Annotated in this window: 19 protein-coding genes and 1 riboswitch; of the genes, 6 read left to right on the top strand and 13 right to left on the bottom strand. The window is 37.7% G+C overall.

Features of this window, described 5'->3' with window-relative positions; genetic code table 11:
* The first annotated feature begins 397 nt into the window (after window positions 1-397).
* The 5 genes from MP477_RS16115 to MP477_RS16095 all read left to right on the top strand — a co-directional run bounded on the left by MP477_RS16115 (window position 398) and on the right by MP477_RS16095 (window position 7,893).
* Window positions 398-1,171, top strand: a complete 774-nt coding sequence (locus MP477_RS16115; protein ID WP_257191193.1) for a T9SS type A sorting domain-containing protein — start codon at window positions 398-400, stop codon at window positions 1,169-1,171.
* Between the two features lie 205 nt (window positions 1,172-1,376).
* Complete coding sequence (locus tag MP477_RS16110; RefSeq protein ID WP_257191192.1) at window positions 1,377-2,165, top strand: T9SS type A sorting domain-containing protein; 789 nt, start codon at window positions 1,377-1,379, stop codon at window positions 2,163-2,165.
* 125 nt (window positions 2,166-2,290) lie between these two features.
* Window positions 2,291-4,378 carry a T9SS type A sorting domain-containing protein gene (locus MP477_RS16105; protein ID WP_257191191.1) on the top strand — a complete coding sequence of 696 codons (2,088 nt, stop codon included), beginning with the start codon at window positions 2,291-2,293 and terminating at the stop codon, window positions 4,376-4,378.
* A gap of 85 nt (window positions 4,379-4,463) precedes the next feature.
* Entirely contained in the window at window positions 4,464-6,419 is a 1,956-nt protein-coding gene (locus MP477_RS16100; protein ID WP_257191190.1) for a T9SS type A sorting domain-containing protein, read from the top strand.
* 85 nt (window positions 6,420-6,504) lie between these two features.
* Entirely contained in the window at window positions 6,505-7,893 is a 1,389-nt protein-coding gene (locus MP477_RS16095; RefSeq protein ID WP_257191189.1) for a T9SS type A sorting domain-containing protein, read from the top strand.
* Between the two features lie 81 nt (window positions 7,894-7,974).
* On the opposite strand, the gene MP477_RS16090 is transcribed toward MP477_RS16095, so the two are convergent.
* The 12 genes from MP477_RS16090 to MP477_RS16035 form a co-directional block, all read right to left on the bottom strand.
* Window positions 7,975-10,296, bottom strand: coding sequence for a DUF5074 domain-containing protein (locus MP477_RS16090; protein WP_257191188.1), 2,322 nt, complete (start codon window positions 10,294-10,296; stop codon window positions 7,975-7,977).
* Window positions 10,297-10,331: 35 nt separating this feature from the next.
* Window positions 10,332-11,525 carry a cell surface protein gene (locus tag MP477_RS16085; RefSeq protein WP_257191187.1) on the bottom strand — a complete coding sequence of 398 codons (1,194 nt, stop codon included), beginning with the start codon at window positions 11,523-11,525 and terminating at the stop codon, window positions 10,332-10,334.
* A 15-nt stretch (window positions 11,526-11,540) separates the two neighbouring features.
* Window positions 11,541-12,677 (bottom strand): YncE family protein, encoded by a 1,137-nt coding sequence (locus tag MP477_RS16080; protein ID WP_257191186.1) that lies wholly within the window; start codon window positions 12,675-12,677, stop codon window positions 11,541-11,543.
* Window positions 12,674-14,725 carry a TonB-dependent siderophore receptor gene (locus MP477_RS16075; protein ID WP_257191185.1) on the bottom strand — a complete coding sequence of 684 codons (2,052 nt, stop codon included), beginning with the start codon at window positions 14,723-14,725 and terminating at the stop codon, window positions 12,674-12,676. Before MP477_RS16075 ends, MP477_RS16080 begins: the two co-directional genes overlap by 4 nt.
* Before the next feature lie 110 nt (window positions 14,726-14,835).
* Window positions 14,836-15,021, bottom strand: a riboswitch (cobalamin riboswitch).
* Window positions 15,022-15,224: 203 nt separating this feature from the next.
* Window positions 15,225-16,175 carry a transporter gene (locus MP477_RS16070; protein ID WP_257191184.1) on the bottom strand — a complete coding sequence of 317 codons (951 nt, stop codon included), beginning with the start codon at window positions 16,173-16,175 and terminating at the stop codon, window positions 15,225-15,227.
* Window positions 16,176-16,186: 11 nt separating this feature from the next.
* Window positions 16,187-17,236: a cytochrome-c peroxidase gene (locus MP477_RS16065; RefSeq protein WP_257191183.1), complete on the bottom strand. Its 1,050-nt coding sequence runs from the start codon at window positions 17,234-17,236 to the stop codon at window positions 16,187-16,189.
* Window positions 17,229-18,056 (bottom strand): MbnP family protein, encoded by an 828-nt coding sequence (locus MP477_RS16060; protein ID WP_230033990.1) that lies wholly within the window; start codon window positions 18,054-18,056, stop codon window positions 17,229-17,231. Before MP477_RS16060 ends, MP477_RS16065 begins: the two co-directional genes overlap by 8 nt.
* 204 nt (window positions 18,057-18,260) lie before the next feature.
* The gene (locus MP477_RS16055) at window positions 18,261-18,629 is read right to left on the bottom strand and encodes a hypothetical protein (protein ID WP_230033988.1); all 369 of its coding nucleotides are present in this window, start codon (window positions 18,627-18,629) and stop codon (window positions 18,261-18,263) included.
* A 4-nt stretch (window positions 18,630-18,633) separates the two neighbouring features.
* Window positions 18,634-19,308, bottom strand: a complete 675-nt coding sequence (locus MP477_RS16050; protein WP_290368636.1) for a superoxide dismutase — start codon at window positions 19,306-19,308, stop codon at window positions 18,634-18,636.
* A 138-nt stretch (window positions 19,309-19,446) separates the two neighbouring features.
* Window positions 19,447-20,124, bottom strand: coding sequence for an SCO family protein (locus MP477_RS16045; RefSeq protein WP_257191182.1), 678 nt, complete (start codon window positions 20,122-20,124; stop codon window positions 19,447-19,449).
* Window positions 20,111-20,386 (bottom strand): YHS domain-containing protein, encoded by a 276-nt coding sequence (locus tag MP477_RS16040; protein ID WP_257191181.1) that lies wholly within the window; start codon window positions 20,384-20,386, stop codon window positions 20,111-20,113. The genes MP477_RS16045 and MP477_RS16040 overlap by 14 nt, the downstream gene beginning before the upstream one ends.
* 149 nt (window positions 20,387-20,535) lie before the next feature.
* Window positions 20,536-20,898 (bottom strand): hypothetical protein, encoded by a 363-nt coding sequence (locus MP477_RS16035; protein ID WP_230033983.1) that lies wholly within the window; start codon window positions 20,896-20,898, stop codon window positions 20,536-20,538.
* 179 nt (window positions 20,899-21,077) lie between these two features.
* Between MP477_RS16035 and MP477_RS16030 the strand changes: the two genes are divergently transcribed.
* On the top strand, window positions 21,078-21,596 hold the full coding sequence (locus tag MP477_RS16030) for a GNAT family N-acetyltransferase (protein WP_230033981.1): 519 nt from the start codon (window positions 21,078-21,080) through the stop codon (window positions 21,594-21,596).
* A gap of 171 nt (window positions 21,597-21,767) precedes the next feature.
* On the opposite strand, the gene MP477_RS16025 is transcribed toward MP477_RS16030, so the two are convergent.
* Complete coding sequence (locus MP477_RS16025; RefSeq protein ID WP_373567435.1) at window positions 21,768-23,417, bottom strand: heavy metal translocating P-type ATPase; 1,650 nt, start codon at window positions 23,415-23,417, stop codon at window positions 21,768-21,770.
* Window positions 23,418-23,642 lie beyond the last annotated feature (225 nt).

Genomic DNA, 23,642 nt, shown 5'->3' with positions numbered 1-23,642 from the left:
ATTAGAAATCGATTTTGATGAAGCTAACTTTTTATATCGCTTATTCAGGTCTTCCTTTGCTTTCTTACAATAGGATATTCGGATTTTAGATTTAATCCAAACCTCCAAGTTATAACCTAATCTGTTTTTCACCACCTCTAAAAAGGTATACACATCAATTAACCCGATACTCCGCCAATCTTCTGTAGCCAAATTCTGTTCTACATCACTCGGTCTACCGGCAACCCATCTCTTTGTACAACTCCAATAAGAAATATACCTCTATACTCCATTTTCAGGCAATTATACTAGTTAAACATTAAATATCATTAAAAATCACCATAAATGGAAATATTATTTCTTACTTTTCTTTTTAATCGTTAAATTCGCTTAAATTTTTAATTTAAAAACCAATCCCATGAAATTTATTTTACTATCTAGAGGCCAATTCTCATTTAAAAAGGTTTTAATAGCGCTATTTCTAATTTCAACAAACGCTTTATCATTTGGACAAAACAGAATTTATGCTCACGCACAGAGCTCCGGTGTTTTTGGGGTTGCCTGTTTAGGCTGCCGTGTAGAAAATGCTCAAAATGCAATTGGGGATAATGAGGATGACTATTCTACAATGTCGCTGGGAACCGCATTATTAGGAGGAATCCAGCAAACTTTAATTTTCCCGGATCTTAGATCAGATACAAGGCTGGTAGTAGGCATCGGTACAGACAACATTCCTTTATCTGTACAATTGTTAAGCGGTGTAACATTGGAAACTATGAATGGAGGGACTTCAAATGAAGACCGCAGAACCATAGATATAAGTCTTCTTAAGCTGGGAGCAACGCCTAACAGAGGGACTGTAGAATTCAAGCCGACAAAAGCGTATGACGGCATACGAATCGGGCTGACAGGTGGTGTACTTAGCCTTGGTGGCGGATTCAGAATATATTACGCTTACCAGGATCCTTTAATCAGCCTGATGGCACATAGCCAGAGCGGACAGGTTACCCTTGATGGAAACATAGCATTAGAGGGGTCAGAAGTTGTCTTAACCAATACCTCCGGAAAAGAAGTATACCGCTCTACACTGAGATCTAAAACTTTTGAATCCGGACAACCCGGAGGCGTGTACATTATGACTCTGCAGACAAAAGACGGGAAAATGTATTCCAAGAAAATAATGATTAAATAAGTATATTTTTATATTTCAATCCGGCCGGGCAAATCCAGCCGGATTTTTTTTGTTTTATAATGATTATACATATTAAATAAAAAAACAAAAATTTATATTTATGTAAACAAATTATTACATAATCACCACAATATGAAATAAATTTACTAACATAATAATTTTATTTATAAATTTACATAAAGCTAAGAATCAAAATTTTTTACATATGAAAACTAATTTATTATTGAGACGACGTGCTATTAAAGCGGCTATGTCTGCAACATTTTTGTTCCTGATGAGTTCTATGTCTACTGCACAAATCGTAAAAACGTACGCGAGCAGCCAAACCAATTCGGTTACCGGACTCTGCATAGGATGCGGTGTAGTAAATCCACTGAACGCCATAGGAAGTAATGAAAACGATTATTCTACTTTACAGGTTTCAATAGGTCTATTGGCAAGGACGGAACAGACCCTGATCTTTCCCACCTCCAACATAGCCAATAACACCAATAAGCTTGTCATTGGAATCGGCTCAAACGGTACTCCGCTATCTGCTCAGGTATTGGGAGGTGTATCCATTGAAACATTTAATGGAGATGTATCTAACAATGACTATCAAAATATCAACAATGATATTCTCCAACTGGGAAGTGCAGACCCAAGCAAAGGTGAAATTGAACTTACCATGAACATTCCTTTTGACCGTGTTAAAATAAACGTCAATTCAGGGTTACTGAATCTTGGTGGTGAACTTCGTGTTTATTATACGTATCAATACAAAGATCCTTTTATCAACCTAATGGCTCATACAGAAGGTGGGCAGGTTACCCTTGATAAAAAACTTCCACTGGAAGGTTCGGAAATTACTTTAATCAACACTTCCGGAAAAGAAGTTTACCATTCTAAACTGACTTCCAATACCTTTGAATCAAGACAACCACAAGGCTTGTACATTATGACTTTGAAAACGAAGGAAGGAAAAACCTATACTCAAAAAATTATGATGAAGTAAAATTCATAAGAAATCATAACGGCAGGCTTTAAAGCCTGCCGTTTTATTTTAGAAAGTATATTTAAAACGTTAATCGCTAAAGATTAAATAAAATTCAGAATAACTATAACCATAAATCTCAAAGTATGAAAACACAAGTATTGACAAACCGCTGTCTGGTAAAAACAGTATTACTAGCCTTATTTCTGTTCATACTGAACACATCGGCTTTTGCACAGACCAAAACGTATGCAAGCAGTCAGACTAACCAAGTTCATGGTATTTGTATAGGCTGCAGCGTTCAGAATCCACAAAATGCAATAGGCAATAATGAAAGTGATTATTCTACTCTATCAACTCCACTTGGGGCTATTTCCCGAGTGGAGCAGACATTAGCCTTTCCTGCAACAATAACACAAACCAGTAAAGTTGTGATTGGCATTGGTACTGGAACAAATCAAGTTTTAACGGCTCAATTACTGAGTGGAGTATCTATTGAAACATTTAATGGAAATATCTCCAATGATGATTATAGATTTGTCAACAGTGAATTACTCAAAATCAGCTCAAATTCCAGCAATGGTACTATTGAATTTATTACATTCAAGCCTTATGACCGTATTGAAATAAATTATCACTCGGGAGTGCTAAATCTCAATGGCGGGCTGCGAATTTATTATGCTTATTGGATAGACAGGATCTATGCGACCCATGCATGGAATGATTATGGGGTAACAGATTCAGATAATGCAGCTGATAACGATGAAAATACTTATTCCATTTTAAAAGCGGCGAATGGAACCAATAACGCCAAGCAAACACTAACATTCTCACAACCTCCAATTAATAAACTGCCAAAAAAATTAGTTATTGGCATTGGTAAGCTATATAATAGTAACGGCTATCCTCATAATAACTATAGTCCAATATCTTTTGCAAGTTTAGGGAAACTCGTTGTAGAAATGGCATATAATGGCTTTGGAAATTATACACGAAAAGCTATTGTTGTGGATGACAGTATGTTTAGGAGCAGTCTATCAGATCCCACAAGGGCAACTATTGAAATTGACATTGATCCTACTGAGTTTTCTACTGCAACATTGATATGGAGTCATTCTCAACAGCTCTTCAATGATGGGCTTCGGATTTATTACGCCTATTATCTTTACACAGACATACCTGCTACAATGTGTCCTCCTGCTTTAAGCCCTATTCATTATTACTCATTGAATGAAAATATTCTGGATATGCCAGGCGGCAATCTCAATTTAACCCGCATCAGTGCAAACACTGAGATATTTCAGAATAGCCTGGTGTGCCAGCAAGGGCTTGGATATTCAACAACAGAACCGGAAACCAAGTATACATTTAAAGGGGCAGATTATTTAAATGTTCCTTCTCCGAGAGCACCAAGGACCGTTTCATTCTGGGCACGTGTAGATCAGGGCGGCTCCATCAATTTAACCCTGTATGGAGAAAAGATCAAAATTACCCAAGATAGCGTTATCATAAAGCCCATAAAAGAACACCCAGGTTTTGTTAAGCTAGTCAGCAGAATGTTCAGAAGAAATCCCGCTACCCCCGGAGCATTAAATCTGTATGTTATCAACTTTAATAATGATCCGACTCCGGATTATTACACTATTAATACTTTCTATACCAGCAATGCTAACACTAATCCACCTTATTATCCTGTAGATTTACGCATGACCGTCAATGGTGAAGGATTACCAGGGCCTTTTCCTTTTTTCACTCCTTCTGATCCTAACAACCGAGGAAACTATCCAGGCTTAATCGAAACTACTTATTGGGCCCCTTATTACACCAAGGGCGCAGACCTTTATAATAATGATTTTATCATTTCTTTTAATAAAGCGCAAATAGATGAATTTCTCATCTATGATAAAAAGGTTTCCCCAAAATTACTTTTCAATTCTTATTCGCAAATGATGCCTAATTCTAACAGTGTTGCAAGAATATCCCCTTCGGGAGAAAATGAAATATTTGCTATTTCTCCTAATCCTACTACCGGGCAGATTACCCTTGATGGAAATATCCTTTTACAGGATGCTAACATTACCATAAGAAATACTTTCGGAAGAGAAGTATACCAGGCAAAAGTACAATCTAAAACTATTGATCTTCCATCTACCCTTTCCGGAGGAGTTTACATTCTTACCCTGCAAACGAAAGATAAAAAAGTATATAGCCGTAAAATTATCTTAACACGGTAGAAAATAATATGGTAAGGCAGACAGCTTAGTTCTGCCTTATTTTTAATAAATTTTACTTAAACACAATAACCAAAATTCTCAAAGTATGAAAACACAAGTATTGACAAACCGCTGTCTGGTAAAAACAGTATTAGCCTTATTTCTGTTCATGATGAACACATCGGCTTTTGCACAGGCCAAAACGTATGCAAGCAGCCAGACTAACCAAGTCTATGGCATCTGTTTAAACTGTGGTATACAGAACCCAGAAAATGCCATTGGGAACAATGAAGATAACTTTGCTACCTTCCTTATTCCTTTGGGAGTTGCTGCAAGAATAGAACAGACATTAAGTTTTCCGGCTACAGATCCTAGTCTGAATAAAATTGTAATTGGTATTGGAACAAGCGAATCTCTTTTGTCTGTACAGCTTCTGGCAGGAGTTTCCGTAGAAACATTCAATGGAAATGTTTCCAACAATGATCACAGAATAGTAAACAATGAACTGCTAAAAGCAGGGTTTACCAATCCATCCAGAGGTACTATTGAAATCACCACTAACAAACCTTTTGACCGGGTAAGAATAAGCCTGAATGCAGGATTACTTAACCTCAATGGAGGTCTTAGAGTATATTATGCCTATAAAACAGTAAATGACAAGGTATACGTAAACAGTGAAAGCCATCTGGCATTTGGAGCATTATGCCCTGAATGTGTAGAAAATCCACAGAATGCCTTAGGCCCTAATGAAAATGATTATACGAAATTGAGAAAAAAACCGGGTGTTACCAATGTCCAACAGGAGCTGTATTTTCCAGCTGTAAAAACTTTTACAAAAGTAATGATTGGTATCGGAACAGACACGCCTCCTCTGTCCTCTTCTCTAAACGGGTTGGGCATAGATATATTAAAAAATGGCTTAAGCCATCATGATGAAAGAATAAAACCAGAAATAAAGACTGATCCATTAAACCCTGGCAGGGGAACCATCGAGTTCTGGACATCACTCCCCTATGACGGAATAAGATTAGAACTGTTGTCTGCCATGGATCATTTAAGGATTTATTATGCATACCAGGAGCCTATTCCTCTTAATGCCTGTTCTGATGTTCCGTTTAATCCTTTTTATTATTTTTCCTTTAATGGAAATACAAACAGTACGGTTCCCGGTTTTACACTTACTTCTTCTACTCCGGCCTACAAAAGCGATATGATCTGTAATCAGGGGCTGACTTCAATTTCATCTCCATACACTCTTGAAAGCCCTGAAATTTCGGCTTCACTGCTTACAGGTGATATCACTATTTCTTTTTGGGCCAGTATCAATGAAGGAGATAAAGATATTCCTAATCCTGATGATCCAGATGAAACCATTCCACCCACCGGACCACAGCCTTTTTTTACAATGGATGCATTCGGGCAAAAAATTAACATCAGTCCTAAAGTAATAAAGGTAGGTATGAATGCGGACGAACCTCAAATCGATAAACCAAACATCCCAAATCATTTTGTTCATTATGCTCTTGTATTAAAAGAAAATACTGATAATACAGATGGAGGAGCATGCTTATATATTGATAGTGTATTGGGAGGAGAAACTAGTGATGAAGATGCGGATTGTACCCCCTGGAACCAAACTGACCGAAGCAATCATAAAAAAATTAAACTTGCTCTGGACCGGGCACAAGTAGATGAGTTAATAATCTATAATTGGGCACTTGGCCCAGGAGAAATCCGTACTCTGGCCAATTCTTACGGAATATCTAATGTCTATCCTACAAATTCTGTTTCAAATACAGATACTATGAGAACAATTCCTGCAGAAGAATCATTTACAATTGCTCCCAATCCCACAACCGGACAGATTACCCTGGGAGGAAACATTCTTTTACAGGATGCTCATATTACCCTAAGAAATGCTTTTGGAAGAGAGGTGTACCAGGCAAAAGTACAATCTAAAACTATTGATCTTCCATCTGCTCTTTCCGGAGGGGTTTACATTCTTACCCTGCAAACGAAAGATAAAAAAGTCTATTCGCGTAAGATCATTTTAACACGGTAGAAAATAATATAGTAAGGCAGACAGCTTAGTTCTGCCTTATTTTTAATAAATTTTACTTAAACACAATAACCAAAATTCTCAAAGTATGAAAACTTATTTATTTTCAGGCTCTTGCTTTATGAAAACGGCCCTTTTCTCCTTATTGGCTTTACTGATAAACTCATTATCGTTTGCACAGCTAGACAAAATTTATGTAAACAGCCAGGTTAACCAGATCTCCGGAATCTGTCTGCTCTGTTCTGTACAAAATCCAGAAAAAGCATTAGATCACTATGAAGGTGATTATGCCAGTTTGACAATTCCCATAGGAGTTCTTGCCAGAATAGAACAAACCTTAATTTTTCCAGAGCTTGCTTCTAATTTCAGAAAAGTGACTATAGGAATCGGTACTGCCAATACACCTGTTATGCAGTTACCATTAGGAAAAATATCTATAGAAACTTTTAATGGAAGTATCTCCAACAATGATGTTAGAATAGTAGACAACACAATGCTGAAAGCTGATCCCGATCCCAAGACCGGAACTATTGAATTCAATCCTTCAAAGCGTTTTGACCGGATTAAAATTACTCTCCACAGTGGATTGCTTCATTTAGGAGACGAGCTTAGAATATATTATGCCCAGCATAGTCCCATTCCATTTACAACCTGTGGTACCCCTCCTCTTGGTCCACTTCTTTATTATCCATTCGATGGGGACCTAAAAGATAAAATAAGAGGATTGGATCTTACTTCAACAATCGCCCCTACCTTCTCAAATAGCCCGACCTGTGGAAAAAATCTTACGGCAACTCATTTAGACTCACTGTATATAGAAAATGACCTCCCTTTAGCTCCTGACCGTTCATTAACTATTTCATTCCTGGGGCGTACAGATTCCTTAATATCCATAAGATCTATATCAGACCATGGTGAGTCAGCACTTTTCACACCAGAGGAGGATTCTATTAATTCATCCCAACTCAATCATTATGTCATAGCATATGCTAATGGAGGAGATCATCACTTTTCTGTAGAGGTATATCGAAATGGGAAAAAGATTAATGATGACGGTGTAGTGATGATGCTGCCTCCTTATAGCTTACTCATGACAGTCGCAAAAGGCAGTATCGATGAACTTCTCGTTTACGACCGAATTTTGAATCCTGAGGAAAGGCACCAATTAACCACCAACTATAATATTCCTCTAGAGATTCCCTCTTTTGCTATTGAAGCTCAAAAACTAAGATCAGACCATGAAATATTTACTGTTTCTCCCAATCCCACAACCGGACAGATTACCCTGGGAGGAAACATTCTTTTACAGGATGCTACTATTACCCTAAGAAATGCTTTCGGAAGAGAGGTGTACCAGGCAAAAGTGAGATCTAAAACTTTGGAACTGCCCTCTACTCTTTCTGGAGGGGTTTATATCCTTATCCTGCAAACGAAAGACAAAAAAGTCTATTCCCGAAAGATTATTCTTACCCGATAAAACCCAACAATATCTAATAATACAGAAGCCCCGGCCAAAATTGGCCGGGGCTAAATGAAACAAAAAATAGCTATACTAAAACTATTTTTTAATCAGTTTTTGCTGATATACTGCTTTATCCGTTACTGCTTTTAGAATATACATTCCTTTTGGTAACATACTCATATTGATCTGTCCGTTGCTGAATGGCGTATTCACCAATTTACCTGAAGCATCGTACACAGAAATAGTTACAATTTTCTCCTGAGTTTTGATCATAAGAATATCTGTAACCGGGTTCGGATAGATACTAAACTCCAGTTTTTTCACCTCAGCGGTAGCTAACGTAGAACCAAGGCTGTTTACTGTGATTGTTTTTTCTGCTGTCTTACCGTTAGAATTAAAACGGATAACAATACTGGCTGTTCCCGAAGCAACAGGAGTCAATACCAGCTCATCATTATTATTAATTACTGCGGAAACTACTGCCGGATTGTCATTTGACTGTATAGTCTTCACAATTGAAGCTGTATTATTGTCTTCATCAGAAACCCCTGTTTTCAAATCAATTGTAGTCACATTTCCTACAGTAACCTGTGAAGGCAGCGTATTGTTCACCACCGGAGCTGTATTATCCGGGAATACCGTTAATGCAGGGAACCAGTAATAGTCACTCAATATTCTCGTACTGGTAAGGCTACCATTAGCATCATAGATATGAACCCAGTTTTTTTGATAATGGCCTCCTGTTTCGGTAGTATTTACAATAAGTTCTCCCGTCACTGGATTTACACGTAATCCTGCTCCATAAGGAGTCTGCTTGTAAGTTCCCGTCTGTCCCGGAATGGTAATAAAATTTTCATTAAAGCTTTTAGCCGTTACATCAAATTTAACGATCCTGTTTCCGGAACCCCAACCTGCAGATATAAACCAGTAGAGTGTATTTTCTGTGTTGCTTGCTGAAAAACTTCCTGCATTCCATGCTCCCCAAGGATCAGGATATGTTGTGGTAGGAATGGCATAGGACTGAGTGGCAAAAGTAGTAGGATGGATATTTACTACCGCCTGACTCTTAATGGCCCAGATACTTCCGTCTTTAGCCTGAGTAACAGAATAGAAGTCTCCGGTAATGGTAGTAACAAGGGTATCGGTTTTAGGATCAATGACTAAAATACCTTCTCCCTGTTTTACGGCAAACACATATTGTGAAGTACGGATCATGTTTCCCACCTGATCACTGTAAGGTCCTCCTGCACCTGCCGTACCTGGAATTAATCCTCCAACCTGAAGGTTATCGATATTAAATAAATAGACTCCATTGGAAGCTCCGATATATCCTTTATGCTCATTTACTCCTACAAATGATCTTCCATCACCACCTCCGATATTATCAAATGCAGCTAGTTTCTGCATGGTTTGCGCATTGGCGACCACCAGTCTTCCTCCAGGTGTATATTGCACATCTCCGGGGTCTGCCTCCTGCTTTGATACAAAGTAAAACTTATCCCCATAAATGGTTCCAAATTGGGTAGTGGCTCCAAAAGCATGATTGTTATTAGCCTCACTATATACACGGTAATTGATCTGTCCGTTATTATCTATAAAGTTTACCGATCCGTTTGTATGGCCGAACCATTCTTCATTAACGATAAAGAAACCCTCTGTAAAACTTGTCGGATTCAGACGATTAGCAGGGTTCATCAGACTCATAAAGCTTGCAGAAGCAACATAAGGAGAAACCGGAGTCATCGTAGAAGAAATGGGAACTGAAGTGAATGAAGGATTGAAATTCCATACATCCCATGAACCGTTTTGCAACGTACGGGAAGATGCTCCTACCCCGGAGTATCCAAAATTAGCGCTTGCAGGATTTTTTATCCAATAAGACCAGTATCCTTTAGTTGCCCATCCGGACTGCCAGTGGTCGTTAGCATCCACTCCGGTATAATTATCAAAATTATATGCTGTGGTATTAACAATTCCGTTTACCGGAGAAATCGGAGATGCTGTATTTCCGTTATAATACAGGGCATTGAGATTTTGCCCGTCCAGATCGAAACCAAAACCTCCAACTGCTGTTCCCTGTGGTGTTCCCTGATAAAGCAGTGTAAAAAGTCTATGATCTTCTTTAGCAATTGCTTTAATCATATCTGCGCCTGTAGCAGTTCCGTTCCATCTGAATCCCCAAACCAGGGCATCCGGATTTTTACTGTCGTTCCACTGTACTACAAAAGCAGCTTCGTTTGAGCCTGTTCCTACCCAATACTTAATCTCGGAAAAACTGATTGATGGTGCTACAGCTGCTCTTAGCTGACTTGTTTCCGTTCCCTGAATATCATTTCGGAGAACACCCTGAACTTTTATCTGTGCATTAGTGAAAAATGCAAATAGAAAAAGCAGAGTAAAAAGATAAAACTTTTTCATTTCTATTAATTTAAAATTTATTGTATGGTTTAATGTTATTTAAAGTATAAATCATAAGCTCCTGAAACTTCTGTAGAAACTTCGCCTACCCATCCGGCTTCCTGATTGATCCCCGTGTATACTTTGACAAAGTCGATACCCGGAAGTTTTACATATCTGCCATTCCTGTCTACCGCCCAGGAAATATCAATATTAGAAGCATCATCTTTATTGGGAGCATTGTCTGCGTAGCCAAATTCATATGATTTTCCTACCCAGTACGATCCTGTTCCGCTTTGATCATAATAATTGTCTTTAAGCTTAGTCCCTGTAAAACTGTAAGAAGCATCGGAAAACCATAAAGGATAATAGCTTTGTAAATGGAACATATTCTTTGTTTTAAATCCATTGTTTCCCAGATTATCCTGCCACTTGATGTATTCTGTGTCAACCTGCCAGCCTAAACTTCCAGGAACAGGAGGTTTATTCTCATCGGGCTTGAAATAAGTTATGCTATAATCTTTTACGGTTGTATTTTTAAAATGCTCACTTCCTGCAATTTCGTACCATTCATTATCATCAGGCTTTCCGTTTTTGTTTCTATCGTAGGCCACGACAATAATTCCCGGTTCACAGGATCCTGAACGGGGGTCAGCAGCTGCATTTCCAAAGAAGGCATTTCCAAGGATTTTAAAATCTCTTCCATTCAGGTTGGGAATCGTATGATCAAATCCAAAAACGACATAGCCTCCGAAGCCCCCAAGACTTATTTCCTGAAAACTGGAACCTATCAAAGATTCTCTTGCTTTCTGAAGCATATTTTCAGCAGTATTTCCCGGTTCATATTCGGGAATCTTATTCATAAACTGTCCGGGAGCCGGGCGATACTCGAAAACCTTAGCAATATACTTGCTGTAGGTAGCCGCTTCTTTTTCCACTATTATTTTAGACTGATACGTATGAATATTGCCATTACTTTCTATCTTAAGTGTCAATGGATAAGTGGCTACTACCGGACTGATAAATTCAAGTTCTGAACTTTGAGAAACAATGGAGTCTTTCACACTCCAGGTAAAGTTTCCCGAAATATTGGTGGGAATGCTCAGAACTTCAAAACGTTCGATAGTATAAGAGTCATCCAACCCGTTAAATACAAAATTATCCTCATCATCATGCTTACAGGCTGTCATTCCTACGAGAAGAAATGATAAAAAAACTGTTTTTAAATAGGTGAAAGTTTTGATCTTCATGTTTATCAGTTTTAATTATTTATATAGAAAAGTAAAATGGGCAGGGATATTTCCTCCCTCGGTTTTCCATTTGAAATGGCCGTTTTTATCGAAACAGTACACGAAGCCCATTGCAACATAGTTCCGGGCATCAGTAATATAAACATCCTCTGTAATTGGGTTCACAGCAATTCCATAAGGGGTTTTTATGACACTTTCATATTCCTTATCAAAAATCCTGTTAGAAATAATCTGTTCTGTTTTTACATCAATAATTCCGAATGTTTTTTTGGAGGTATGGGTATTGTAATTGAATTCATTTCCATAGAAATAAAGCTTGTCATTCACAATCGTCATCTCGCTTACCGCCATATGAAAGTCTTTTTTTATCGTCCCTGTTGCAGCGTCAATCAGATATAAACTGGAGGGTACTGAATAATAATCTCCCCGGGAGCTTACATACAGGTCACCATAACTGTCTTTTTTAAGCCGGTGAAGATTAATGGCAACATCTATTTTCCTGCTTTCTGTAAAACTATTTAAATCGATTACAGAAACTGTTCTGTCGTAATTCGGAGCCATATACCCTCCGGAATTGGCTACAAAAAGCTGATCCCCAACAATTTCTATTTCCTCAGGCTGATATCCCACTGCGGCCTGGCGTTGTATAGCCAGAGAAGCTGTATCTATTTCCACTATTTTACCTTTGGGTGCATTAGGATTGATATCTACAGGGCCTGCATAACTGCTGGCATAGCCCTTTCCGTTTTTAAATGTTAAATATCTGCAGTTCTGTAAGGGGATGGACGTTATACGTTTGGCTGTTTTAGCATCCAGTACTTCAATTTTATTGGAAACATTGACCACGATATACAGTTTGCTTCCGTAAATTTTAATATCATTTCCTACATCCCCCAATTCTTTGATTACATTAGGGTTCACTTCTGCATAAATATTCCGATAGTAAGTTCCTTTGGTATAGTCGAAAAAGTCAAGGGTACATTTATTGCTTCCCATATTCCCTTCATTTAATAGATAAAAGCCTTTAATAGCAGTATTCTCAGGTGCTGCCAACCCTTCCACCACTTCCTGACGGACGATAATATCATCGGTACGGCAGGCCACAAAAAAAACCAATATGAAGAGTAGGAGACAAAAGTTTAGTTTTCTCATAAGGTGAAGTTTAGACTAATTTTAAAATTTCTTCCCGGCATGGGATAGTTTCTGACCACGTCATAATATTGATTGAAAATATTATTCATTTCAAGGCTTAGCTTAAACTGATGTCCTGAGTAGTCAAATCTTTTCTGAACAGATAAATCATGGGTATACCAGGGCTGGACAAAATTATACTGAATATTATCCTGTTGCCCATCGTAACGTTCTCCAACATAGATCACGCTGTAGTTGAAATTCCAGTCACGGTAGTCTGCCATCAGTGTAAAAGATCCACTATGCCAGGGCGTGTAGGGGATCTGCTTTTTATAAAAGGTATCGCCCGGGGTGATATCATCTCCCGGATTACTGATATCTTTCGCACTTTGATAGGTATAAGAGAGTAATGGTTTGATTTTTACGTTGCCCCACATCATTTCTGCCTGAACATTTACATCTGCTCCTATGATATCAACCAACCCAAGATTCATCATCATCCAGCGGAACATATTTCCTGTGGGTGCCGCAACTATCTTATCTTTTACCCGGTTGTAATAGCCATCTACCTTCGCATAAAAAGCTTTAAAAACAGGATGATTATATTTTTTCTGATAGGTAAATCCTACATCATACTGTGTAGTAAACTCCGGTTTCAGAAAAGTATTTCCAATATTGGTATAATAAAGATCATTGAAGGTGGGGAGTCTGAAAATCTTTTTATAGAAAGCCCTAAAAGTAAGCTCCGGAACAGTAGCCGGCTGGTAGCTCATAAAAACAGCAGGAGTCCATTCACTTCTGTCCTCAGGTCTTTTATTCCGTTCTACTTCTTCAAAAGTAAAAGTACCCAGCAAACTTCCTAAAACTTTAAACCTGTTCCATTGATAGGTAGTAGCCAAAGCCACCAATGTGGTATAGCGGGTAGGATAAGAAAATTGATACAGGTCTGCATCCAGATTATTGTACTGGAAATCCCCGCTCAAACTAATATCCCAATTGGAACTCACTGTATATAAATTGGAAGAAGATATATACAGCTCCCTTTGAATGTAGGTATTATCTGAATATTTAACTAACTGAGACTGTACCGTATCCAGAAAACGGGTATAATCGTAAGCAAATTTTGCTTTAAGCTGAGTTTCGAATTTAGGGAATAACTTTTTCCTCAGATTGGCCTGTACAAAATAGTTCTCATCAAACATCCTTGCCCCTCTCCCATCAAAACGGCTGTTAACAACAGGAGCAGGAATACCCCGATTTGAAATATACCCATATCCACGGATATTCCAGCTTCCGTTATTTAAAGTTCCATTCAAGGAGGTTTCAAAACGTTTTGCTTTAATATCAGAGTCTCTTCTTTTAGCAATCGTATCATACGCCTGCTCTCCATTAGGATATTTTTTCTCGTAACGGTATTTGTAAATACCATCACTTTGCAGAAATTCGGCACTGAAACTGGCAGAAGTTCTCTGTGATATTTTTTGTTCCAAACGGAAAGAGGGGTTGAATAAATCAATGGATGCACTTTTTGCCCTCAAAACAAGATTTGTTTTTCTTGTTCCGGTAAATACCGGTGTTTTGGGCTGCAAATAAATAGAACCTGATGATCCGAAATCTTTTGCCGGCTGAAAGATCTCACTTTTCTGACCGTTGTATAATGATATTTCTTCCAGATCATCCAAAGAATATCTTCCCAGATCCACAAGGCCGTTCTGCGCATTTCCCAGCTGAATTCCGTCATAAAAAACTCCTACGTGCTGGCTTCCCATACTTCGGATATTAATGGTCTTTAAGCCTCCAATTCCACCGTAGTCTTTGATCTGAACACCGGAAAAATACCGTAAGGCATCTGCAACAGAGTGGCTGTTCAGTCTTTCAAGCTCTTCTCCCTGCAATATCTGAGCAGGAACGATTTCTTTAAAGCTCTTTTTGTAAATATTGACAGCCTTAATAGCTTCTTCCTTTAAGGTGTCTTTTTTCTTTGTTTGAGAAAACAAGAATTGTGATGTTAACACCAATGTTGTGAAAACAACTTTATGAAATTGAGATGTAGTCAGTTTTGCCACCATTAGCTCATTTATGAATAATGATGACGCTAATGGATGTAAGAAAGCAACGACAAAGCACAGTGGTCGCTGCACAAAATCATTGTTGTCCTAAAGCTTTATTCCACGAAAGCGTCAAACGTTTATGGTCTGGCAGGTCTTCTGACTTACTCCATTTTTGAAATCCTTCCCATTAAAAAACAGTGGATATAATCTTCAAAAATTTTGGTGTGGAGCTTACAGCAGCGGGTCTGTTCCGGATTCTCACCGGATTCCCTTTTAAAAGCTTTTTACAGCTTACCAAATTTCGGCAAAGATAGAAAATAATTAATATATATTCACAAATAACAAAATGATTTACAATATTATAAAAGCATGTGTACCAAAGGTAAATTTTGAATAGAAAAATACTAAAGTACAATAGAATTCGTGTAAAAATTACAGGTATGATTTTAAACGCAAAGTTTAAATATCTCCCATCTGAATAAGTATGATAAACATTAAACTTTGCGTTAAGGATCAACTATATCCCAATATTCAGGAAAATACTGAACCTTGATTTTGCTTCTATATCTCCTCCTGCAAGATGGGTATAAACAGGAAGCATAACTTCACTTCCAAGACTGAACTTTTTATAGGAAGCCTCAAAGCCCAACTTTCCATATAATGCACTTCCGGCAGTATTAGGCAGCGCTTCATCAAACTGTTTATTCTGAGCATACACTTCTCCCTGAACCCCTGTCTTTAAAGAAAATATAGATTTTTCATTTCCCGCAACCTGATAAAAGCCTGTTGCTGCATAATTCCATTGGTTTCCAAAGCGGTACTTCTTTTTATTTTCTGTTTTAATGGTATAATCTGTATTAAGCAATACCGCAATTTTATTCTTCTGAAATTTATAATTCAAAGCTGCTTGATAATCCCAGCTTCCTGTTCCCAGCTGAAAACTCGGATTAACTCCTGAAATTCCTTTTTCATCAAACTTACCCAAAGGAATTTTTACGCCCAATCCACCGTTCAGCTGATGGAAATTATCTTTCGAACGCATCAGTTGATAAATTCCCATAACATTTAGGTCACCGATCCCATTGATCCTGATATCGCCCTGCATTGTTTTCTTTTCGTGAAAATGAAATGGAAGGCTTGCATAAACACTGAGTTTCTTTGTCAACGGAATTTTTCCCCAAAGCTGTATGGTATTAAAATACTGATCCTGCGTCAGATCTTTTACAAATAAATTTTCCTTTGCTTTATAATGCTGGGCAAAATACTTGATCCCGATAAACTGAGGATTTAGTAATGACTCAAAACCGGATGACCCGTTTCCCGCCGCACAGCCACAGGCATCACAATCATCAAAATCAAAATCAATTGTATTAAAACTCTTTTGGGGAATATAAGCGCTGTCTTTGATTATCTTCGCCTGAATCACAGTACCTATGATCAAGCTTACAATTAAAATTATCTTCTTCATGTCAATTTAAATTATTCTGCAAATTTTGGATTGGATATAAAATTTTTGTCCGATAGTGTTTTCAGAAAGGCGATGATGAATTGTTTTTCCTGTGTATTCATTGCAATTCCGATGTGGTTATTCTGTTTCAGCCGTGGATCGAGATTAGGATGATTTTCTACCCCATCGGTATAAAAATTAAGCACGGCATCTAACGTATAAAATCTTCCGTCATGCATATAAGGAGCTGTATATTCTACATTCCTCAAGCTGGGTACACGAAACTTCATCCAGTCAATCTGATCAAGTGTCACACGATAACGCCCCGCATCTTTAAATTGGGTATTATAATACATCCCTGTATTCCGGAAACTTTCATCAGTAAACAGTTCCCCACTATGACAGGAAGCGCACTTCTGATTAAATACGGCCATTCCCTGCGATTCTGCGGATGTAAAAACCTCCTTTCCCTGTCTAAATCTGTCGTATTTGGAATCAGCAGAGATCATTGATACCATAAACTGGGATAATGCTTTTAAAACCCTTTCTCCGGTAATATTTTCATCTCCATACACTGCGCTGAAAAGCCTTTTATACTTCGGATCATCTTTTATTTTCGAAATAGCTTCCGGCATAGAACTGTCCATCTCATTCACATCTGTTATCGGAATAATAGGCTGTTCATTTAAATTATGAATCACGCCGTCCCACATATATCTTTTCAGGAATGCCATATTCTGAATGGGCGGAGCATTTCTGATTCCTATCCTGTCATCCACACCATGGCTTACCGTATGACCGTGATGGGTAAAAGCATTTTCCTGAATATGGCAAAAACCACATGAAATTGTATTGTTACGGGAAAGTCTTCCTTCATAAAATAGTTTCCTTCCCAACTCTACTCCATTTTTTGTTACCGGATTGGCCGATTGATCAAAACTCATCTCAGGAAAATAAGAAGGAAACTGAAGACGATAGGCTTCATCTTTCTCCAATGGCTGAATCACCTCATCAGAACAGGAAATAACGCTCATCAGTAAGATCACCAGAAATAATACTGTCTTTAAAAAAAAATTAATCATTGTGAACGTGGTCTACTTTAAACATTTTTGTAAGGTTGTTGGTAACATCTGCCAGATGCTGGCTTGAACCCATCATCATATCATTAGCTGTAGTAAGCATAAGCTGCTTATCACCGCTCAAAAACTGATTCAGATCTGCCAGAATATGGACAGATGGCCTGATCTGAGCTGTAACCCTGGCCGTAGTCGGTAAATTCAGTGTAATTTCCCTGTAAAGATCAGGAGTATTATTAGCTGTTACATTTCCCATGTTCCCTGTATGGTTCATAAATTCAGTAGTGGGAGATCCCGTTCCGTACTTCCCTTCCAGTTTTACAAAAACGTAGCCTGCTGCCCAAGACCAGGACATTCCCTTCTGCTTAGCCTTAGTCCAGAACTCAGCCTGTCCGTCCTGTCCGAGTAAATATGCTTTCTGGCTGATTCCCAAACCGAATTTTATTTTTTTATAATTGTTTTTGGGTATGCCTTCTAGATTCAGATAGACAATTCCGGCTACAGCATCAGCCTGATCTATGATAAATGCTCCTTTGTCAGGATTATTTTCATTGTATTTGAACTCGTTTCCGCTTTCATCAATCAATGCAATATTACTGACTACATATTTCAATGTAGAAAAATTATGTTTTTGCCCTTGTAAGGAAGTTTGTGTCGTCTGGTTTAAAACAATATCTCCTAAGTTATTGAAACCGTTTTCAAATTTTATCTGAAGATTTCCGGGTGTTGTATCCTGTGGATTATCGTCATCCCTGTTACTACAAGCGGAAAAAGAAAATAGAGTTAAGGCAATAAAGAGTAATGATAAAAATTTATAAATTTTCATTGTTAATTTTTTTAGTTGAATACAATTTTTGAATGTGCTGTTTTGAATGTGAAAACATTCTTTTTTACCGCAAAAGGCACAAAGCTTCCTACACTTAAGTTCTTTAAGTGATATGTTTTGCGCATAGTAAGGGCACTTAAGTTTTTGAAAATCTTTTGATTTTCAACTTATCTGGGCTTTTGTGGCTCAATAATGATGTATAACTTAAAAAACCGGAGGTTTGAAAATAGGATTCAGAAACAGAAAAGAATAGGCTGCTTCATAGATAAACTGACCATTGGAAAAAGGAATTTTCCCGGTAACTGAAATCTCTGTGATGCCAGGAAGGATATAAATATCAAGAATTTTTTGCCCCGAATTTTTCGCTTTACTAAATGGCGACGTTTCGGAATCATTAGCTTTTGCCAGCTCTTTGCTCAGGAAACATTTTCCGTTACAATGAATCTCTGGCTTACTTTTATTAATACACAGGGTATTGACAATGTAATCATAATTTACAGCATACTCCACTATAGGTATCAGAGGCCTGAACACCATATAACAAGTAAAGAGTATGCTGCAAAATAATTTCATAAGGTTATTTTTTGCTTAAAGCGGCATCATACCTTCTGCTTACTTCTTTCCAGTTCAGTACATTCCAGATGGCAGAAAGATAGTCTGCTCTTTTGTTCTGATACTTCAGATAGTAAGCGTGCTCCCAAACATCAATTCCCAGGATAGGAGTTCCTTTTTCTTCCACGATATCCATTAGAGGATTATCCTGATTGGGAGTTGAAGAAACAAATAATTTTCCGTTCTTATCCACAGACAGCCAAGCCCATCCGGAACCGAAACGATCCGCACCGGCCTTGCTCATTTTTTCTTTGAAAGCATCTATACTTCCGAAAGACTCATTGATAGCCTTCGCTAACTTTGCTGATGGCTGGGTATTTTTTTCAGGAGTAAGGATCGTCCAGAAAAGCTCGTGGTTGTAATGCCCTCCTGCATTATTTCTTACTGCAGGACTTAATTTTGAAGTCTCAGAAAGAATCTTAATTAAGGTTTCTTTTTCCTGTGGTGTTCCTGCAATCGCTTTATTCAGGTTGCTGGCATACGCTGCCCCATGTTTGGAATAATGGATCTCCATTGTTTGCGCATCTATTGATCCTTCCAATGCATTATAAGCATAAGGTAAAGGAGTTTGCTTAAATTGAGCCAGTGTAAACTGAGCCGCCAATACTGCTCCTAAAGCAGCTATTTTCATAATCTTCATAACGTTTTGTTGTATGGTTAAACAATATTTTCATTAATAAGGAAGCTTAGGGCTGGAAGTAATTTAGTTGATCTCAATTAGCAGACAAATACATACTAAATATCTGCATAGAGGCACTTCAGATCTCCATCTTCCAGCCTATTTCAATAATTTCCTGATATCTTCAATCAGAATTTCGCGGTCAGGGTGATATTTCCCTGTTAGCTTTGGGTTTTTCCCATCTGGATCTTCATAATTCAATCCTGAATAATAGAGGATCGGCATATTCTCTTTATTGTATCGGCAGCGGATATTTCCTTCCTGATCTACCAGGGCAATCATTCCACTGTGATTAAGACTTTCCCCTTCATTCTCCTGATCTCCAACATAAATATTGAATTTATCTGCAAGATCCCCGATATATTTTCTGTCTCCCGTCAGAAAATGCCAGTTGGGAGATTGAGCCCCAATTCTTTTAGCATGTTCTTTTAAAGCTTCCGGAGTATCATTTTCAGGATCAATACTTATGGAAATAATTCCAAAATCAGGATTATTAATCTGATTCTGAATGGCCTTCATATTGGTATTCATCACAGGGCATATGGTAGGACATTTACTGTAGAAAAATTCTACCAGATATACTTTTCCCAGCATATCTCTGTTGGTGATTTTTTTACTGTTCTGATCAGTCAGGTTAAAATCAGGAACTTTCATAACAGTATAAAGATTTTTTTTAAAATATCCCATTCCTACCCCAATACCCAGAAAAAGCAACCCAAAGGCCACAATGGGGATAATAATCTTTGTTTTATTGTTAGCTTTATTATTTTTTGGCATATTTCTCAGGATTTTTTTTGAATTCATCTTTACAGTAAGCACTGCAAAAACCATAGGTTTTATTTTTATATACAGCAGTGTCTTTCAGGAACTCTGCGGTTTTCATATGACAGATCGGGTCTTCCCCGTTCACCACCTGTATATTCTTTATATTCTCTTTAGAAGAGCTCATGCTGCTTTTATGTTTCACCCGAGGTGTTTCTTTAGCACATGATAATAATGATATTGACAACAACGCTGTCAAAATAATCGGAGATTTCATTTTGATATAAATTGAAATTAATGATACTATTAAACGGAATAGATTGTTAGCTATTGTAAAGCATAACATTAGTGAAAGCAATCAGAACTCAGTATTAAGTTCAGGAATACTTTCAACCACATAAACTAAAAACATAGTTTAAAATAAATTTACGCTAACGGAGGATGGAATATTCTGGAAAAATATCCCGAAGGGTGAAAGTTAACATCCTTTGTATGCGGAGTTTTCACAGACAGATCAAGTTCTTTTTTATATGAAAAAGAAAGGATTTCATTGGAAAGAAAAACATCAAGCCCGGCAATCTTTATTGTTTGAGAGCTATTGGATTGTTTTTCTGTTTTTGCCAGTTCTTTTTCCACATAGCATTTCCCTTTACAGGTCGACTGGGGTATATCTCTTTTTTCGCAAAGATTTTTTACGATATAATCATAATTAACAGCGTAATTGACCAATGGCAAAACGGGACGTAATGCAACGGTAAAAATGATGAATATGGAAATGAATAACTTCAACTATTCTGTTCTGTGATACAAATATACTATTTCAAAACTGTTTTAAGCCTTATTTATGATGAAAGTCATTAATGGTTCTTATGAATATAATATACTGTTACCTATAAAAATAATAAAACTGTATCTGTTGCTATAATTATATTTTTCCGACCTTTGAAGTAAGCCTCATAATTTATACCATGCTTCAGATAAGACAAGCGATCCCTGAAGATGCACCACATATTGCATTGTTGGGAAGAGTTACTTTCACCGAAACATTCTCGGAATATTTCCGCGATACACAGGATCTGTTCGATTATTATGAGCAGACTTTCGCAGTATCTAAAATAAAAGCAAGTATAAAGAACAACAATAACAAATACTGGATTGTATTTTGGAATGAGCTACCTATTGGGTATGCAAAATTGAAAGTGCATTCTACTTCTGAGTTTATCGGCTCTTCCACGGTTTCACAATTGCAAAAGATCTATGTGCTGAAAGAGTTTTTGGATAAAAAAGCAGGAAAGGTATTAATGGAAGAGCTTATGTCTTCTTTTAATACTTCCGACCAGACTCATATTTGGCTTTCAGTTTTACATTCGAATGAACGGGCTTTACATTTTTATTATAAAAACGGATTCTCTAAGGTTGGAGAACATCAGTTCAGCATAGGAAAGGAAATATTCGATTTTTTTGTACTGTCAAAAGAAAAATATTAGTTCTTTATAAAATTTAATCTTGTTAAAAGGCTCTATTGATGTATTTTGGTAGGGCTTTTTTATTGTTATAGCCAAACGTAAAGGCCATTATATCCAGTATTTTCAAAGAAATATCATATAAAAAGCTCCACTGAATCTTCAGCAGAGCTTATGAATATAATTGAGTTGTCTTTAAAACTTCATTCTCTGAATCCTTACCGCATTCAGAATAGCCAGCAATGCAACCCCTACGTCTGCAAAAACAGCCTCCCACATAGTTGCCAGTCCTCCGGCTCCAAGAAGTAAAACAACAGCTTTTACGGCAAAGGCTAAAATAATGTTCTGCCAAACGATTTTTTTTGTCTGCTTACCGATATTGATCGCCATTGGGATTTTGCTGGGCTTATCATCCTGGATCACCACATCTGCCGTTTCAATGGTTGCATCACTTCCCAAGCCTCCCATAGCGATTCCCACATCACTTAAAGCAACTACTGGAGCATCGTTCACGCCATCTCCTACAAAAGCTACCGTTTGGTTTTTGGCTTTGATCTCTTTTACTTTATTTACTTTATCCTCAGGCAATAGATCTCCGTATGCATTGTCGATACCCAGTTGATCTGCCACATATTTTACCACTGTAGTCTTATCGCCACTCAGCATGGTGGCTTTTACATTCATTTTATGGAGTTTGTCAACTGTTTCTTTCGCATCTTCTTTAATACTGTCTGCAATGGTGATGTATCCTGCAAACTTACGATCGTACGCTACAGCAATAATAGTGTATACAATATTGGCATGGTTGATATCATAGCTGATGCTGAATTTATCCATTAATTTAAAGTTCCCCACTAAAAGCTCTTTTCCATTGACCACAGCTTTAAGGCCATGTCCTGCAATTTCCTCTACATTTTCCAAAGGAATAGAATGATTGATATCTCCTACATAATTGTGAATAGCAGTGGCTACAGGGTGAGTACTTTTACTTTCCAGGACATTGACCATCTGAAGGATTTCATCTTTATTAAGCCCAGGGGTAATGCTTACTTCCTGAACTTTGAAAACCCCTTCTGTCATCGTTCCTGTTTTATCCATCACCACATTTTGAATTTCTGCGATGCTATCCAGGAAGTTGCTTCCTTTAAACAGAATTCCATTCCGGCTTGCTGCTCCTATCCCTCCGAAATAGCCCAACGGGATGGAAATAACCAATGCACAAGGACAAGAAATTACCAGGAAGATCAGGGATCTGTATAGCCAATCTCTGAACTGGTAGTCATTGACGAAAAAATAAGGTAATAAACAGATTCCTATAGCCAGGAATACAACAATTGGAGTATATACTTTGGCAAATTTTCTGATAAATAATTCTGTAGGTGCTTTTTGGGCGGTAGCATTCTGAACCAGCTCCAGTATTTTACTTAGCTTACTGTCTTCATAGGCGGTATTTACTTTAACAAGTGCAATACTGTTCATATTGATCATCCCTGCCAGCACTGTCTCCCCTTTATTTTTGGTGTCAGGTTTACTTTCTCCTGTTAAGGCTGCCGTATTGAATGAGGCTGCATCCGATAGCAATTCACCATCCAAAGCCAGCTTCTCACCAGGCTTCAGCTGGATAACGTCTCCTATTTTTGCTTCTTTTGCTTTTATGGTTTTCGGCTGATTATTTTTAATAACCGTTACCTCATCAGGACGCTGATCCAGTAGAGCCTTTATATTTCCTTTTGCTCTGGTTACCGCCATAGACTGGAAAACTTCCCCTACTGCATAGAACAGCATTACGGCAACTCCTTCCGGATATTCTCCAATAGCAAAAGCACCAATGGTAGCTATTCCCATCAGGAAAAACTCGGAAAAAACATCTCCTTTAATGATACTTTTATAAGCATCCTTCAATACAGGAATTCCTACAGGAATATAAGCTGCCAGGAACCATACTAAACGTACCCATCCGGTAAACCATGTGGGTTTTATATAATTATCAAAAGCAATTCCTAACAATAAAAGGGCAAATGATATCATAGCCGGAAGAAACATCTGAAAGACCGTCTGATCTCCGGAATC

This window comes from Chryseobacterium sp. WG23 (genome assembly GCF_024586575.1).
Taxonomy (GTDB): domain Bacteria; phylum Bacteroidota; class Bacteroidia; order Flavobacteriales; family Weeksellaceae; genus Chryseobacterium.
This window is presented reverse-complemented; position numbering and strand designations above follow the sequence as displayed.